General features: G+C 39.2%; 15 protein-coding genes and 1 pseudogene. 12 read left to right on the forward strand and 4 right to left on the reverse strand.

Annotated elements, in window-relative coordinates:
• Positions 1-24: 24 nt before the first annotated feature.
• Positions 25-1,653: an acyl-CoA synthetase gene (locus B554_RS0100980; RefSeq protein WP_019456641.1), complete on the reverse strand. Its 1,629-nt coding sequence runs from the start codon at positions 1,651-1,653 to the stop codon at positions 25-27.
• A gap of 411 nt (positions 1,654-2,064) precedes the next feature.
• Between B554_RS0100980 and thrS the strand changes: the two genes are divergently transcribed.
• The 4 genes from thrS to B554_RS0101000 all read left to right on the forward strand — a co-directional run bounded on the left by thrS (position 2,065) and on the right by B554_RS0101000 (position 5,850).
• Positions 2,065-3,987, forward strand: coding sequence for a threonine--tRNA ligase (gene thrS / locus B554_RS0100985; protein WP_019456642.1), 1,923 nt, complete (start codon positions 2,065-2,067; stop codon positions 3,985-3,987).
• 5 nt (positions 3,988-3,992) lie between these two features.
• Positions 3,993-4,544, forward strand: coding sequence for a translation initiation factor IF-3 (gene infC, locus B554_RS0100990; RefSeq protein WP_077162708.1), 552 nt, complete (start codon positions 3,993-3,995; stop codon positions 4,542-4,544).
• 205 nt (positions 4,545-4,749) lie between these two features.
• Positions 4,750-5,370: a glutathione S-transferase N-terminal domain-containing protein gene (locus B554_RS0100995; protein ID WP_019456643.1), complete on the forward strand. Its 621-nt coding sequence runs from the start codon at positions 4,750-4,752 to the stop codon at positions 5,368-5,370.
• A gap of 51 nt (positions 5,371-5,421) precedes the next feature.
• Positions 5,422-5,850: a YqaA family protein gene (locus B554_RS0101000; RefSeq protein ID WP_004698584.1), complete on the forward strand. Its 429-nt coding sequence runs from the start codon at positions 5,422-5,424 to the stop codon at positions 5,848-5,850.
• 40 nt (positions 5,851-5,890) lie between these two features.
• Here the strand turns inward: B554_RS0101000 and nreB are convergent, their stop codons facing one another.
• Positions 5,891-7,141: a nickel resistance MFS transporter NreB gene (nreB, locus tag B554_RS0101005; RefSeq protein WP_019456644.1), complete on the reverse strand. Its 1,251-nt coding sequence runs from the start codon at positions 7,139-7,141 to the stop codon at positions 5,891-5,893.
• Between the two features lie 139 nt (positions 7,142-7,280).
• Here nreB and B554_RS19060 point away from each other — a divergent pair.
• From B554_RS19060 to B554_RS0101025, 5 genes and pseudogenes are all read left to right on the forward strand, one after another.
• Positions 7,281-7,379 (forward strand): annotated as a pseudogene (locus tag B554_RS19060) (hypothetical protein); the annotation flags it as partial.
• Between the two features lie 11 nt (positions 7,380-7,390).
• Complete coding sequence (gene rpmI, locus B554_RS0101010) at positions 7,391-7,585, forward strand: 50S ribosomal protein L35 (protein ID WP_002054552.1); 195 nt, start codon at positions 7,391-7,393, stop codon at positions 7,583-7,585.
• An 11-nt stretch (positions 7,586-7,596) separates the two neighbouring features.
• Positions 7,597-7,956: a 50S ribosomal protein L20 gene (rplT, locus tag B554_RS0101015; protein ID WP_000124858.1), complete on the forward strand. Its 360-nt coding sequence runs from the start codon at positions 7,597-7,599 to the stop codon at positions 7,954-7,956.
• A 90-nt stretch (positions 7,957-8,046) separates the two neighbouring features.
• A complete protein-coding gene (locus B554_RS0101020; protein ID WP_019456645.1) occupies positions 8,047-8,604 on the forward strand; it encodes an NADAR family protein in 558 nt (185 codons plus the stop codon).
• Positions 8,605-8,662: 58 nt separating this feature from the next.
• Positions 8,663-9,166 carry a GNAT family N-acetyltransferase gene (locus B554_RS0101025; RefSeq protein ID WP_019456646.1) on the forward strand — a complete coding sequence of 168 codons (504 nt, stop codon included), beginning with the start codon at positions 8,663-8,665 and terminating at the stop codon, positions 9,164-9,166.
• A 6-nt stretch (positions 9,167-9,172) separates the two neighbouring features.
• Here the strand turns inward: B554_RS0101025 and B554_RS0101030 are convergent, their stop codons facing one another.
• On the reverse strand, positions 9,173-10,174 hold the full coding sequence (locus tag B554_RS0101030) for a hypothetical protein (protein ID WP_019456647.1): 1,002 nt from the start codon (positions 10,172-10,174) through the stop codon (positions 9,173-9,175).
• A gap of 157 nt (positions 10,175-10,331) precedes the next feature.
• Here B554_RS0101030 and pheS point away from each other — a divergent pair, with 157 nt between their 5' ends.
• The 3 genes from pheS to B554_RS0101045 are packed head-to-tail and all read left to right on the forward strand — an operon-like array spanning position 10,332 to position 14,019.
• Positions 10,332-11,312 (forward strand): phenylalanine--tRNA ligase subunit alpha, encoded by a 981-nt coding sequence (gene pheS, locus B554_RS0101035; protein WP_002054514.1) that lies wholly within the window; start codon positions 10,332-10,334, stop codon positions 11,310-11,312.
• A gap of 32 nt (positions 11,313-11,344) precedes the next feature.
• Entirely contained in the window at positions 11,345-13,726 is a 2,382-nt protein-coding gene (gene pheT, locus B554_RS0101040) for a phenylalanine--tRNA ligase subunit beta (protein ID WP_019456648.1), read from the forward strand.
• Positions 13,723-14,019 (forward strand): integration host factor subunit alpha, encoded by a 297-nt coding sequence (locus tag B554_RS0101045; protein WP_000126166.1) that lies wholly within the window; start codon positions 13,723-13,725, stop codon positions 14,017-14,019. The genes pheT and B554_RS0101045 overlap by 4 nt, the downstream gene beginning before the upstream one ends.
• Before the next feature lie 167 nt (positions 14,020-14,186).
• Here B554_RS0101045 and B554_RS0101050 read toward each other — a convergent pair whose 3' ends face one another.
• Positions 14,187-14,423 carry a hypothetical protein gene (locus B554_RS0101050; RefSeq protein WP_019456649.1) on the reverse strand — a complete coding sequence of 79 codons (237 nt, stop codon included), beginning with the start codon at positions 14,421-14,423 and terminating at the stop codon, positions 14,187-14,189.
• Between the last annotated feature and the right edge of the window lie 41 nt (positions 14,424-14,464).

The following is a 14,464-nucleotide window of genomic DNA, read 5'->3' on the forward strand; positions in this document are numbered from 1 at the left end:
CGTCGCTTTTTTATTTGAAAATATTTAAACGCGCTCCTTTGCCCATTCACGCAAGATAAATTTTTGTAATTTGCCCGTTGATGTCTTTGGAATTTCGGTAATGACCACATCCTTAGGAACTTTAAAGCGAGCAAGCTCTTTTTGGCAGTGTGCAATAATTTCTTCAGGAGTTGCTGTAGCACCTGTTTTTAATTCAATAAATGCACATGGTACCTCTTGCCAACGTTCATCGGGTTTTGCCACAACAGCAGCTGTTAAAATTGCGGGATGCTTATATAAGACGTCCTCAACTTCTAAAGATGAAATATTCTCTCCACCGGAAATAATGATATCTTTGGAACGATCCGTAATTTTTGCATAACCATCTGGATGACAAACTGCTAAATCTCCAGTGTGGAACCAACCACCTGCAAATGCCTCTTCAGTTGCTTTTGGATTTTTTAAATATCCCTTCATCACAATATTGCCACGGAACATAATTTCACCCATGGTTTCACCGTCATTTGGTACAGGTTGCATAGTTTCAGGGTCTAGCACTCGCATACTGTCCTGAAGTGGGTAAGGCACGCCCTGACGTGAATGTAGTTGTGCTTGCTCTGTAATAGAAAGATCGCTCCACCCTGCTTGAGAGGCACAAAGTGCGGATGGTCCATAAGTTTCTGTTAAACCATAAACGTGGTTTACATTAATTCCAATATTTCGCATACCTTCAATCACAGCGACAGGAGGTGCAGCACCTGCCACCATAACTTCTACATGATGTTCTAAGTTCGGCTGTTTTTCTTTAGGTAGATTAATAATCATGGATAGCACAATTGGAGCACCACAGAAATAATCCACCTTATGTTTTGCAATGAGCTGCATAGCCAGTTCAGGGTCAACCTTGCGTAAACAAATATTGGTTCCACCACTGGCTGCAATACTCCATGCAAAGCACCAGCCATTACAATGGAACAGAGGAAGCGTCCATAAATAAACGGCTCGAGGTTTCATGCCACAGGCTAGAATATTGCTCGCTGCATTTAAGTAAGCCCCACGGTGGTGATAAACCACGCCCTTAGGGTTGCCTGTTGTCCCAGAGGTGTAATTTAAGCTAATCGCATCCCACTCATCTTGCGGCAAATGCCATTCGAAATTGGCATCACCTTGAGCAATCCATTCTTCATATTCAAATGAACCAAGAAATTGATTTTCACCCTCATATTCTTCATCAGCCACATCAATCACAATAATACGTTGGTTAGGAATCAGTGAGAGAGCTTCTCTGGCTAAATTAACAAACTCTGGGTCAACTAAAAGTACTTTAGTTTCAGCATGCTCTAGCATAAAGGCGATGGTTTTAGCATCTAAACGAGTATTTAATGTATTAAGAACAGCACCAGCCATAGGTACAGCAAAATGCGCTTCGATCATTGCGGGTATATTGGGCAATAATACAGAAACAGTATCATTTTTAGTAATACCTAATTGTTGAAGCTGACAGGCAAATTGCCGACAACGCTGGTAAGTTTCTTTCCACGAAATATAGCGATTGCCATGAATAATCGAAGCCTGATCTGGATATATATAAGCTGCCCGTTCTAAATACCGCAAAGGGGATAACGCAACAAAGTTTGCTTGTGTACGTGGTAATTCATCGTATGCACTAACCATGTGAAACAACTCCATGTTCTATTTTTTAATTCATTCTTTGAAAATATGACTTAATATTAATCAAAGCATTAATGCTTTAGTCTTAAACAGAAATACCCCTCAGTCAGAAAATGAGCACAAATGCTATTTCCATCATCTTAAATCAGTTCTGATGAATAATTATCCTATTTATGTATTTCTTAAAATTTATGAGAAACACTTACGAAAGTCACTTATTGCTGTTTACCGTATAACCAACATCTATTTATGATTTTATGAGCACAAAGGTTTTCACTTGGCGTGAACAAGTGTAAAATCTTTCTGGTTTTTAATTTTGATTTACACCGTTTTTATATTTTGAGGTTCGCCTCGATCATAATCTCGCGGTGAAATGCTCCTTCGTATAGGGCATCACTCCTTAAGGATTTTTTTATGCCAATTATCACATTGCCAAATGGCGATCAAAAAAGTTTTGATCACCCTGTATCTGTTATGGAAGTCGCTCAAAGTATTGGGCCTGGTTTAGCAAAAAATACCGTTGCTGGACGAGTAAATGATCGCCTAGTTGATGCATGTGACTTAATTACCGAAGACTCGACCTTACAAATTATCACTCCAAAAGATGAAGAAGGTCTTGAGATCATTCGCCATTCTTGTGCACACCTTGTAGGGCATGCTGTAAAGCAGCTTTTCCCTGAAGCTAAAATGGTGATTGGTCCAGTCATCGAAGAAGGTTTTTATTACGATATCTGGATGCCACGTCCTTTCACATTAGATGACATGGCAGCGATCGAAGAGCGTATGAAAAAGCTCATCGACCAAGATTACGATGTTGTTAAAAAAATGACGCCACGTGATGAAGTCATTGCTGAATTTACTGCACGCGGTGAAGAATATAAATTACGCTTGATTGCAGACATGCCTGAAGAAACACAAATGGGCTTGTACTACCATCAAGATTATTTAGATATGTGTCGTGGTCCGCACGTACCAAATACTAAATTTTTAAAATCATTCAAACTTACAAAAATCTCTGGCGCTTACTGGCGTGGTGATGCGAAGAATGAACAGCTTCAACGTATTTATGGTACTGCTTGGGCTGATAAAAAACAGTTAGCAGCTTATATCAAGCGTATTGAAGAAGCTGAAAAGCGTGACCATCGTAAAATTGGTAAAGCGTTAGACTTGTTCCATATGCAAGAAGAAGCACCGGGTATGGTGTTCTGGCATGCAAACGGTTGGACTATTTATCAAGTACTAGAGCAGTACATGCGTAAAGTTCAGCAAGACAATGGTTACCAAGAAATTAAAACTCCACAAATCGTAGACTTTACGCTTTGGGAGAAATCTGGTCACGCAGCAAACTATGCAGAAAACATGTTTACGACTCATTCTGAAAGCCGTAACTATGCTGTAAAACCAATGAACTGTCCTTGTCACGTTCAAGTGTTCAACCAAGGATTAAAATCTTACCGTGATTTACCAATTCGTTTAGCTGAGTTTGGTTCTTGTCACCGTAATGAACCATCTGGTTCTTTACACGGTATTATGCGTGTTCGTGGCTTTACACAAGATGATGCACATATCTTCTGTACTAAAGAACAAATCGGTAAAGAAGTTGCAGACTTTATTAAACTCACTTTAGATGTTTATAAAGACTTTGGCTTTGAAGAAGTTCAAATGAAGTTGTCTACTCGTCCAGAAAAGCGTGTAGGTGATGACGCACTTTGGGATTTAGCTGAAAAATCTTTAGCAGATGCTTTAGATGAAGCTGGTCTTAAATGGGAATTGCAGCCGGGTGAAGGTGCATTCTATGGTCCAAAGATTGAGTTCTCTTTAAAAGACTGTCTTGGTCGTGTATGGCAATGTGGTACCATTCAGTGTGACTTCAACTTGCCAGTTCGTTTAGACGCTTCTTATGTAACTGAAGAAAACGAACGTGATCAGCCTGTAATGTTGCACCGTGCAATTCTTGGTAGTTTTGAGCGTTTTATTGGTATACTAATTGAACACTACGCTGGTTTTATGCCGCCTTGGTTATCACCTGTACAAGCATGTGTCATGAACATTACCGATGCTCAAGCTGAAGCAAGTGAGCAAGTTGTGGCAAAACTCAAGGAAAATGGCCTTCGCGCTATTTCTGACTTGAGAAATGAAAAAATCGGATTTAAGATTCGTGAGCGTACTCTAGAGCGCATTCCTTACCTGTTAGTTCTTGGTGATCGAGAAGTTGAAGAAGGTACAGTGAATGTACGTACTCGCTCAGGAAAAAATTTAGGTACTATGTCAGTGGATGCTTTCATTGACTTAGTGAAATCTGCCGTCGCCGAACGTGGCCGGTATATTGTGGAGTAAGAAAGATTAAACAGCCTGACCGTAACCAACAACAAGGTGCAAAGAGTAACCGTCCAGCAATTAACGATGAGATCCGTGCAAAAGAAGTACGCCTCGTCGCTGCTGATGGTGAGCAAAAAGGAATTGTTTCATTAAATGAAGCACTGCGTGCTGCTGAGGATGCAGATCTTGACCTTGTTGAGATTGTCGCAAACGCTGAGCCGCCTGTTTGTAAAATCATGGATTACAACAAGCACTTGTTTGACCTGAAACAGAAGCAAAAAGATGCCAAGAAAAAACAGCATCAAGTGCAAGTGAAGGAAATCAAACTACGCCCAGCAACTGATGTAGGTGATTATCAAGTTAAGCTTCGTGCTATTTTGAAGTTTCTTGAAGAAGGCAACAAAGTCAAAATCACCTTACGTTTCCGTGGTCGTGAAATGGCTCACCAACAACTTGGTTTAGCTCAATTACAAAAAATTGAAGCAGATGTAGCTGAGTTTGGGGTTGTAGAGCAAGCTCCGAAAATGGAAGGTCGACAAATGGGTATGTTACTTGGACCTAAAAAGAAAAAGTAATACTCAAAAAAAGCACTGCAAAAGCAGTGCTTTTTTTTGCTTGTCATTTTGTGGTTTAGTTCCTTTAAAGTGCGATTTAATAACTTTTTGAACCAAAGTTATTCTCAAATTTTATGTGTTTTTTGGTGTTGGAAATATTATTGTATTACCCAAAACATGATATAACGCAAGACGCAGTCATGATAACGATGAATAGGAAAATAGAATGATTGATCTATATTATTGGGGCACACCCAATGGACATAAAATCACAATTGCCTTAGAAGAAATGGGACTGGATTACACTCTTTATCCAATTAATATTTTAGAAAATGATCAATTTCAACCCGACTTCCTAAGAATCTCTCCAAATAATAAAATTCCTGCAATTGTTGATCAGGATGGTCCACGTGGTGAGCCAATTTCAGTATTTGAATCAGGCGCAATCTTACAATATTTAGGTCGAAAAACTGGCTTGTTCTATCCAACTGACGAGCAAGAGCGAGTTGAAGTAGAACAATGGCTCATGTGGCAAATGGGTGGTTTAGGCCCGATGTTAGGACAAAATCATCACTTCAATCGCTTTGCACCAGAGAAAATTCCTTACGCCATAGAGCGTTATTTGAATGAAACTAAACGTCTATATGGTGTATTAAACAAACAGCTTATAGGGCAAAAGTTTGTTGCAGGCGAATACTCAATTGCGGATATGGCAATTTTACCTTGGATTTTGCGCTATGAATGGCAGGGTATTCAATTAGAGGACTACCCATATGTACAAGAATACATTGTTCGCTTGACAGCACGTCCTGCGGTACAAAAAGCATTATCAATTAAAGTCATCTAATTTTAGTTGATAGGTAATAAATAAAGTGAAAGGTAGTTTGGTTTAATTAGAATGCTAAGTTACTTTTTACTTTTTTTGAGTGCTTTTGGGGCTGCTACATTATTACCGCTACAATCAGAAGCTGTACTCGCTGCTTTATTATTAAAAAATCAACATTCCGCTTTTCTTCTTATTTCGATTGCTACTTTCGGAAATGTACTTGGTTCATGTGTGAACTGGTGGTTAGGTTTAAAAATAGAACAGTTTAAACATAAAAAATGGTTCCCAGTTTCTGAAAAACGTTTAGAACAAGCTCAACGTTTTTATCATAAGTATGGCTTTTATTCGCTGCTTTTAAGTTGGACACCTGTGATTGGTGACCCTATTACTTTGGTTGCTGGCTTATTCAAAGAAAATTTTTGGCGCTTTTTATTTATGGTTCTTATTGCTAAGGCTGGGCGTTATATTTTCATTTATTGGGTAATTACAGACTTTATTTAAAGTAAAAGCATCCGAAGATGCTTTTACTAAAAGGATTTAATTAGTCTTCTGAACTTTTGGTAATGTCGACTTTAAATAGGTCGTTGGTTTTTAGCCAACAAAACGTGACCACTGCAAGCGTCATACAACCACCAAAAATAGTCGCTGCAATCGTTCCCAAATATTTAGCTGCTAGGCCTGATTCAAATGCACCTAGCTCATTACTAGATGAAACGAACATTCCATTTACCGCCGCAACGCGACCACGCATATTTTCTGGCGGGAAAATTTGCAAAATGGTTTGTCTAACCACAACTGAAATACTGTCACAAGCACCTGTCATCGCCAGTGCAAATAAGGATAACCACATATTGTTTGAGAAAGCGAAAAGGATCGTAAATACACCAAACCCGGCAACTGCTAATAGCATGTTACGCCATGCGTGCTGAGTTGGAGGAAAACGAGTCAAAGCAATCATGGTAATGAGGGCACCAATAGATGGGGCTGCACGCAGATAACCTAAGCCTTCTGGTCCCACTTTTAAAATATCTTCTGCAAAGATAGGCAGTAGGGCAATTACACCTCCAAATAAAACAGAGGCAAGGTCTAGAGAAATAGCCCAGAGAACTATTTTGGTTTTCCAAATAAAGCGGAAACCATCACCTAAGCTTTCTAATACATTGGTAGTTTCAATTTTAGGAAAGCTTCGTTTTTGTAATAAATTAATAAGAATAAAACAGATGCTGAGTAGGGCTGCAACACTAAAAAGACTGGTTTCTCTGCCTAGGTAAGCAAGCATAAACCCACCGAGCATAGGCCCAATAATCACGCCACTTTGCCAACCAATCGTTGTCCATGTTGCGCCATTGGCATAAAGCTCGCGTGGAATTAAGAATGGTTTCAATGATGTAGCAGAGGGATTGTAAAACCCACGTATGGTACCTAAGCCAAAAATCACTGCATAAATACCCCAAGAAAGGAAATTTACGCTGATATGGCCTAAACCATGTAAATGAAACAGCAGCCACAAAACTAAAGGTAGAGGTACTGAGAAAAATAAACAGATTTTCATAATGACCTGTTTATTAAATTTATCAGCAAAATAGCCACCCCAAAGCGATAGAGCAATAAATGGAATGGCTTCTGCTAATCCAATTAAGCCTAAAGTTAGAGGATCTTTGGTAATTTGATAAAGTGAATAAGCAACAATAATTTCTTGAATCAAAATTGCTAACGTTAAGCAAAATTGATTAATGGTAACAATAGAGAAATCTCTATAGCGCAGTGCAGCGAATGCATCATGTTTCTGCATTTGAAATATCGTATGTTGATAATTTGAACATATTATAGAGTGAAATAAGCCACGATGCTGAATTTATTAGCAATGACTACCTTCTAAAAAAATGATATGAATTTTTTAGTTTGTTAAGTTGGTAATCCAAAAAAATGCTAAGAGTAGTTTTAATTTTAGTCAGCATGCTATAAAATACGCGCTTCCTTACCTGCAGGTCGATTTTGCAATGGTGCGATCGCGCCGAACAGGTGCCTAAAAGAGGTTACTATGGCTAAGTTAAAAACTCGCCGTGGTGCAGCTAAACGCTTCAAAGCGACTGCAAACGGTTTTAAGCGTAAACAAGCGTTCAAGCGCCACATCTTGACCAAAAAATCTGCTAAACGTATCCGTCAATTACGCGGCTGTGTAATGGTTCATGTTTCTGACATGAATTCAGTTCGTCGTATGTGCCCATACATCTAAGGAGATTATAAATGGCTCGTGTAAAACGTGGTGTAGTGGCTCATCGTCGTCACAAAAAAATTCTTGCTCGCGCTAAAGGTTACTATGGTGCTCGTTCACGCGTTTACCGCGTAGCGTTCCAAGCGGTAATCAAAGCTGGTCAATACGCTTACCGTGACCGCCGTCAAAAGAAACGTCAATTCCGTGCTCTATGGATTGCGCGTATCAATGCTGGTGCTCGTCAAAACGGTTTGTCTTACAGCCGTATGATCGATGGCTTGAAAAAAGCTCAAGTGATCATCGACCGTCGCGTATTAGCTGACATCGCTATGCATGATGCAGTAGCATTTGCTGCTTTAGCTGAAAAAGCTAAAGGCGCATTAGCTGCATAAGCTTAGAGATTCAAAGAAAGACCGCTTTTTAGCGGTCTTTTTTATTTTTAGGGTTCTATTTTTAAAAGAGAAAATAATCAGAGATAAATGATGAAAGACGAAAAATTTCTAAATGATTTAATTCAAAAAGTACAGCAAGGTCACCAATTCAAATATTTGTATTTCTGGGGGCATACTCCTAAGCAAGCTAATCTTGTTGATAAGAGCTGTTTTAGCCAGTGGTTCCCTGCGCAATTTAAGGTAGAAGGTGTCGAGTACTTTACTGCTGAGCACTATATGATGGCACAAAAAGCAAAATTATTTAATGATGAAGAAATTTTTGCACGAATTTTGCAGGTTAAACATCCGAATGAAGCAAAGCAACTCGGCCGTAAAGTGCGTAATTATGATGAACAGATATGGCAAGAAAATCGTTTTGACATCGTGGTGCAGGCGAATTTTGCTAAATTTTCACAGCATCCTGAATTGAAAAAATTCTTATTGGCAACGAAAGACCGTATTTTGGTTGAAGCATCTCCTGTCGATAAAATTTGGGGTATCGGTATGGCTCAAGACCATCCACATATTCAAGATCCTTCTCTATGGCAAGGTCTAAATTTGTTGGGATTTGCTTTAATACATGTTCGAGAGCAGTTTTTAACTGAGTAGGTACGTGTGAGACTAATCAATACTTCATTCTAAAAAGTAGTGACGTGAGGGGAGTGAATTGAAACCATTAAATGACACAGATATTCTTATAGCAACATTTAAGGATGCATTATCTATTGCAGAAGTACATGTGCAAGGTTGGAAAGAAACCTATGCCGGTATGGTTAAGCAAGAAATATTAGATGAGCTTAACGTACTAGATAAAGAACAGTTATGGAAAGAGATAAGCAGAAGTCCTGATCATCAGTTATTTATCTATACTGAAAATGGGGTAGTGAAAGGCTTTCTTGATGGTTATTTAAACCCAGAAAGTAATATTGCTGAAATTCTTGCTTTTTATCTTTTAAAAGAAGTTCAAAAGCAAGGTGTAGGCCGTGAGTTATTCCAAAAGTTCTATCAATGCGCTTTAAATCAAGGTTATGCTTTTATTCGTTTAGAGGTTTTTAATAAAAATCCGAGTCGCTTCTTCTATGAAAAAATGGGAGCAAAGTTAATTGCTGAAGCCGAACTACCAGAGTTCGGCTTCGGAATAACAGAGTTGCTTTATCAATGGGAACTTTAATCAAGATTAAAGACCAAAATAATAAGCTAAGGCACAAATAATAACGGTTAAAATAATTAGCTTCATTACACCTGTTCCACCAGTTTTATGATGAGGTGCTTTTAAATGAGTTACGGACTCATTTGTTGCATCAAAAGGAGAGGGTTTCTCAACAGGTTTTAATTGAGCTGTTTGATAATGATTTGCTGCTTTCACAATCAGCTTTGCGAATAGATCATCAGTTTTATGGGTAAAATTTCTTAAGTTAATAATTTGTTCTTGGTCTAAGTCTTCCCCTAAAGGATCATTTGCGGTGCGTTTCTTTTGCTCTAAATAGTCGGATAAAGCCTGAGTGCGGTAGAGGAGTTGGTGTGCACAATCTGCTGGATAGTTTTCAGGAATAAGAGCAAGAGTTGGTTGATGATCTATTGATATTTGATGAGTTGACCCATCAAAATATTTTTTCTCAAATTTAGGTTCTTCAAAACCTGCTGCATACTTACTTCGAAATAACTCAGATTCCATAAAGTCAGCAATTTCATCCCATTGAGGTGCTTTTAAGTCAGCATCAACTTTCTTAGATAATTTTTCGTTCAGTTCAAAACGCCAAAAAGTTTCTAAACGTAAATCACTACGCTGATTTAAAGGTGGTTCAAACTCATTATCGCTGCTATACCATTCGGCAAGCTCATGGCCAAAAATCCATGCGATTTTTTTATTGTTTTGATGGCTCACAATAAAATGGGTATAAGGTAAAAGTTCTACATTATTATTTGGATTCTGCTCTTCATTTAAGATGGTTGATAAGTGAAGAGAGATTTGGGTTGCTCCCTGTTTTTTGAGTGCTTCTAGCCAAACTTGGAAATGTTGAGCAAGTAAATGCTGTGAAATTAAGTCACGAAACTGAAAACTATGTTGGTCAAAAATATGATGTTGTCGCCATTGGTTGAAGCTTGAATTCTGGCGAAGGTATTCATTACCGTAGGTCACAAGTGTAAGTTGTTGTTTCCAAATCTGATTGAGCGCCATAATAATTGATCTCATTGACGATAGTATTATTTTATACGTTTTATCTTTTTGTTGCCTAATACATTTTTCATGATGGATAAACTTCATCAATACGGTGAAAAACTGTTAGAATGCAGTGTTTTATTATATTTTTAAATTTGTTGCTTTGAGAGTTAATATGTCACTGGAAGCCCTGACCACAGAAGCGCTTGCTGCGATTGCAGCAGCTCAAGACCTTGTTGCACTTGATCAGGTGCGTGTGCAATTTACAGGGAAAAAAAGCCAGCTTGCAGAACAATCGAAAGCATTAGGGAAAATGGACCCTGAAGAACGTAAAGTACAAGGTGCTGCGATTCATGCTGTTCGAGAAACAATTAATAGCGCTTTAACTGAGCGTCAAACGGCATTACAACAAGCTGCGCTAGCGCAAAAACTAGCAAATGAGACCATTGATATTACTTTACCAGGTCGTGGACAGCGCATTGGTACAGTTCATCCTGTTACTCAAGTACAAGAACGTATTTGCCAGTTCTTTACTAAAGCTGGTTTTACAGTTGCAACAGGACCGGAAGTTGAAGATGACTATCATAACTTTGAAGCATTAAATATTCCTGGGCATCACCCTGCACGTGCCATGCACGATACTTTCTATTTCGATGCAAACCATTTGTTGCGTACGCATACTTCTGGTGTGCAAATTCGTACTATGGAAACAAGCCAGCCGCCAATTCGTATTGTATGTCCGGGCCGTGTATATCGCTGTGACTCAGACCAAACGCATTCGCCAATGTTCCATCAAATCGAAGGCTTGTACGTTGCTGAGAACACCAGCTTTGCTGAATTAAAAGGTTTATTAATTAACCTACTGAATGAATTTTTTGAGAAAGATTTAAAAGTACGTTTCCGCCCATCATATTTCCCATTTACAGAGCCTAGTGCAGAAGTGGATATCATGGATGAGCGTGGACGTTGGTTAGAAGTATTAGGCTGTGGCATGGTACATCCAAATGTATTGCGTGCTGCGGGTATTGATCCTGATAAATACAAAGGCTTTGCTTTTGGTTTAGGGGTAGAGCGTTTTGCAATGTTGCGTTATGGCATCAATGACTTACGTATGTTCTATCAAAATGATGTGCGTTTCTTACGCCAATTTGCCTAACATTTTTTCAGGATTAAATAAGGTTTATAAAGATGAAGATTAGCGAAAATTGGTTACGCACATGGGTTAACCCAGCCATTGATAGTGATACATTATCTGATCAGTTGACTATGCTTGGTCTTGAGGTAGATGAACTAGCGCCTGTTGCTAAGCCATTTACTGGAGTGGTGGTTGGTGAAGTTCTAACAGTTGAACAACATCCAGATGCAGACCGTCTACGCGTCACAACAGTGAATATTGGTTCAGGTGAGCCTCTGCAAATTGTATGTGGTGCTCCTAACGTTCGTGCTGGAATGAAAGCACCTGTCGCAACTATTGGCGCAGTATTACCAGGCGATTTTAAAATCAAAAAAGGTAAGCTTCGTGGTGTCGAGTCACAAGGTATGTTGTGCGGTGCTTCTGAAATCGACCTTGAAGATAAAATCGATGGTTTGCTTGAGCTACCTGCCGATGCTCCAGTAGGGGTAAACATCCGTGAATACTTAAAACTTGATGATAACGTCATCGATATCAGTATTACGCCAAACCGTGGTGACTGTTTTAGTATCCGTGGTATCGCACGTGAGATTGCGGTAATCAACCAACTGCAAATGAATGAGCCTGAAATTAAGTCAGTTGATGCGACAATCACTGATGAGAAAAAAGTAGTGATCAGCACGGATGGTGCTCCACGCTATTTAGGACGTGTAGTTAAAAATGTGAATGTGAAAGCTGCTACTCCAGAGTGGATGGAACAAGCTTTAGCACGTTCAGGAATTCGTACTCACAGTATTTTGGTTGATGTAACGAACTACGTCCTTATGGAATTGGGTCAGCCAATGCATGCTTTCGATTTAGCTAAAATCGAAGGTACTGTGCACGTTCGCCAAGCTCAGCCACAAGAAAAGTTGCAACTTTTGAATGATCAAGAAGTTGAGTTGCAAGAAGATATAATGGTTATTGCAGATGACCAGAAAGCTTTAGCAATCGCAGGTATCATGGGTGGTTTAGCATCAAGTGTAACTGATGATACAGCTGATATCTTCTTGGAGAGCGCATTCTTCGCTCCACTTGCGATTGCTGGGCGTGCTCGCCGTTTTGGTTTACATACAGATTCTTCGCAACGTTATGAACGCGGTGTAGATTTTGAATTGCCATTAATTGCGATGAATCGTGCTTCTCAGCTCATTAAAGAATTAGCGGGTGGTGAGTTTGGTCCTATCACTGTAGCTGAAAAAACGGATTTACTTCCAAAACGTGAAGCTATTGAACTTAAGCAAGCTCAAGTAGACCAATTATTGGGATATCAAGTTGCTGCTGATTTCATTACAGATGCTTTAACTCGACTAGGTTGTAAAGTAACTGTTAAAGCTGAAGGTGAGTGGAGCGTTATTCCTCCATCACATCGTTACGATATGGCAATTTATCAAGATTTGATTGAGGAAGTTGCACGTATTGATGGTTATGACAATATCCAGATTAGTCTACCAAGCATGGATGTTCAGCTTGCTAAGTACCAAGATCGTTTTGAAATTGCACAGTTACGCCAAACAGTAGTTACTTTGGGCTACCAAGAAGCAATTAGTTTTAGCTTTGCTGATGCAAAACTTGAAAAGCAATTGAACCCACAAGTAAATCCATTAATGCTCGCAAATCCAATCTCAAGTGATTTGGCAGCAATGCGTAGCACTTTGCTTTCTAGCTTAATTCCTTGTGTACAATATAATTTAAACCGTCAGCAAAGCCGTGTGCGTTTCTTTGAGCTTGGTTTGCGTTTTGATTATCAAAATGCTACGTCTATTCAAGACTTAAAGCAAATCCCGACATTAGCTTTAATTGCTGTAGGTTCTCGTGAACCAGAATCATGGCATGCTAAGCCACAGCCAATGGATTTCTTCGACTTCAAAGGTGAAGTAGAAGAAGTTTTAGCTGCTGGACGTGTCAAAGTTGAATATGTACGCTCAGAGCGTGCTTGGTTACATCCGGGACAGTCAGCTGAAATTTTAGTTGATGGTAAATCAATTGGTTACCTAGGCCGTTTGCACCCATCTTTAGAAAATGAGCTCGATTTGAGCACAACTTGGGTTGCTGAGCTTGATCAGGCAGCAGTTTTGCAATCTTATGTATCTAATTTTACAGAATTATCACGTTTTCCTTCGGTTAGACGTGATATTGCGCTTTTAATCTCTGATAATATAAATGTTAGAGATATTCAGCAGTTAATCGAAAAAACTGGTGGAGAGCTTTTAGACTCTACTTGGTTATTCGATGTGTATACGGGGCAGGGTGTCGAAGAAGGTAAACGCTCATTAGCGTTTGCACTACTATGGCAACATCCTTCACGTACGCTTGAAGATGCTGAAATTAAATCTGGTATGGACAATATAATCCAAGTGTTAGAAAACACTTATCAAGCGACATTGAGGGCCTCATGACAGCACTAACTAAAGCAGACATGGCTGATCATTTAAGTGAGTTAACCAGCTTAAATCGCCGTGAAGCAAAACAAATGGTCGAGTTGTTCTTTGACGAAATTAGCCAAGCGCTGATTGCGGGTGAACAGGTTAAGCTTTCTGGTTTTGGTAATTTCGAACTTAGAGATAAACGCGAGCGTCCAGGACGCAATCCTAAAACAGGCGAAGAAATTCCAATTTCTGCTCGCCGAGTAGTGACCTTTAGAGCAGGTCAGAAATTTAGACAACGCGTTGGAAATGAGCAGATCGATTGATCTGCTTTTTTTTTATTTATAATTTTTAAGGGCTTAAAATAAGATATATTCTATAGGTGAAAAATATTATTTAAATAATATATAACGTACTTATTGTTTAAATTATAAAATTTAAGCATAAAAAAGAGGACATAAAGTCCTCTTTTTTATCTAATCTAGAGTATAGATTAGTGTGCAGCAGAAGCAGCAGGTGCAGAAGCAGCAGCTTCAGAAGAAGCAGCAGCAGCGTCAACAGCTGAAGCAGCAGCAGTAGCAGCTTCAGAAGCAGCAACAGTAGCTTCAGAAGCAGCAGCTACAGCTTCAGAAGCAGCAGCAGCAGCAGGAGCTTCTTCTTTCTTAGAACAACCAACGAAAGCTAAAGTAGCAGCAACAGCAGCAGCAACAGCGAATTTTTTGAATAACATGGCATCACTCTCACAAAAAAAATTTGAGATTAAAAAAACCT

Source organism: Acinetobacter sp. GG2, assembly GCF_000292385.1.
Taxonomy (GTDB): domain Bacteria; phylum Pseudomonadota; class Gammaproteobacteria; order Pseudomonadales; family Moraxellaceae; genus Acinetobacter; species Acinetobacter seifertii.